This is a genomic window from Streptomyces apricus (assembly GCF_008369065.1).
Lineage (GTDB): Bacteria > Actinomycetota > Actinomycetes > Streptomycetales > Streptomycetaceae > Streptomyces > Streptomyces apricus.
In genome coordinates, this window is sequence record NZ_VDFC01000190.1 from 1 (window position 1) to 1,717 (window position 1,717).

2 protein-coding genes are annotated in these 1,717 nt (G+C 76.2%); one reads left to right on the forward strand and one right to left on the reverse strand.

Going from position 1 to position 1,717, the window contains the following annotated elements:
• A partial coding sequence (locus FGF04_RS39100; protein ID WP_149516144.1) for an aminoglycoside phosphotransferase family protein occupies positions 1–813 on the forward strand: 813 nt, incomplete at its 5' end.
• 89 nt (positions 814–902) lie between these two features.
• Here the strand turns inward: FGF04_RS39100 and FGF04_RS39105 are convergent.
• Positions 903–1,717, reverse strand: an 815-nt coding sequence (locus FGF04_RS39105) for a zinc-binding dehydrogenase (RefSeq protein ID WP_149516145.1), incomplete at its 5' end; no start/stop codon positions are given.

A 1,717-nucleotide genomic window follows, 5' to 3' on the forward strand; every position in this document is an offset into this window, starting at 1 on the left:
CTGCTGGAGCGGGGCGAACGGTTCCTCGGGCGGTGGGGGCTGCGGCAGGAGGGAGCGCCGATGCGCGGGCAGGTGTCGGTCGTGCTGCCGGTGGTGTGCCGCGACGGGACGCGGGCCGCGCTGAAACTGCAGGACGTCGACGAGGAGACGGCCGGCGAGGGGCTCGCGCTGCGGACCTGGGGCGGTGACGGGGTCGTACGGCTGCTGGCGGAGGACGCGGAGACCGGCACGCTGCTGCTGGAACGGCTCGACGAGGACCGGCCGTTGTCCGGTGTACCGGATGTGATGAAGGCGACGGGCGTACTGGCCGGACTGCTGGCGCGGATCACGGCCGTACCGGCGCCGGCGGGGCTGCGGCGGCTGGACGGCGTGGTGGCGGGCATGTTCGAGCGGCTGCCGGCGGTGCTGGCGGCGCTCGCGTCCCTGGGGGCGGACGGGGACCGGCGGTTGCTGGCGGACTGCGCGGCGGCCCTGCGGGAGGTCGCGGACGAGCCGGGGGACCGGTTGCTGCACTGGGACCTGCACTTCGACAACGTCCTGGCGGGGGAGCGCGAGCCGTGGCTCGTCATCGATCCGAAGCCGCTCGCCGGGGACCCCTGCTTCGAGTTGCTGCCGGCGCTCTGGAACCGCACCTGGGAGGGGTCGCTGGAGCGCCGGTTCGACCTGCTGACGGAGGTGCTGGGCGTGGACCGGGACCGGGCGCGCGCCTGGACGCTGGGGCGGGTGCTGCAGAACTCGCTGTGGTGTGTGGAGGAGGGGGAGGGGCTSGACGCCGCGCAGGTGGCCATCGCGGGGGTGATGCTGGGGCGGTGACACGGTGATCCGCTGACCTGGACGGCCGCCCGGTACGGTCCGGTACGGCCCAGCGCCGCCGCCCGGTGCCGCCGCCCCGTGTCGCGGCCCTAGGGTTCCAGGACCACCTTCCCCGTGGTCGCCCTCGTCTCCAGGGCCCTGTGCGCGGTGGCCGCCGCGTGGAGGGGGAAGCGGTGGAGCGCGGGGGTCAGGCGGCCCTCCGCCGCCGCCGCGAGGGCGCGCAGCTCCAGGGTGCGCATCGGGTCGCGGCCGCCCGTCCGCCGCATCATCGCCGGGCCCAGGACCTGCCGGGACAGGCCCTCCACGAGGTACGGGGCGTCCGGGCCGTCGTGCGGGCCCGCGCCGGACCAGCCGAAGACGAGGTGGCTGCCGCCGGGGCGGGCGAGGAGGGCGACCGCTTCGCGGGCCGTGTCGCCGCCCACGCCGTCGAGGACGAGCGTGGCCCGGTTGCCGCCGAGGAACCGCCGGACCCGGTCCGGCCAGTCCGGCTGCCTGTAGTCGACGGCCAGGTCGGCGCCGTTCTCCTCGACCAGCACCGTCTTCGCGCGGCCGCCCGCCAGGCCGATCACGGTGGCGCCCGCGTTCTTCGCGTACTGCACGAGGAGGGTGCCGAGGCCGCCCGCCGCGGCCGGTACGACGACCACGGAGTCGGGGGTGAGGTCGGCGAACTGGACGATCCCCATCGCCGTACGGCCCGTGCCGATCATCGCGACCGCCTGCGCGGGGTCGAGGTTCGCGGGGATCTCGTGGAGGCGCTCCACGTCCGTGACGGCGAGTTCGGCGTAGCCGCCCGGGCGCAGGCCCAGGTGGGCCACGACGCGCTTGCCGAGCCACAGGGCGGCGACGCCCTCGCCGAGGGACTCGACCGTGCCGGCGACCTCCCTGCCGGGGATCGTGGGGAGGG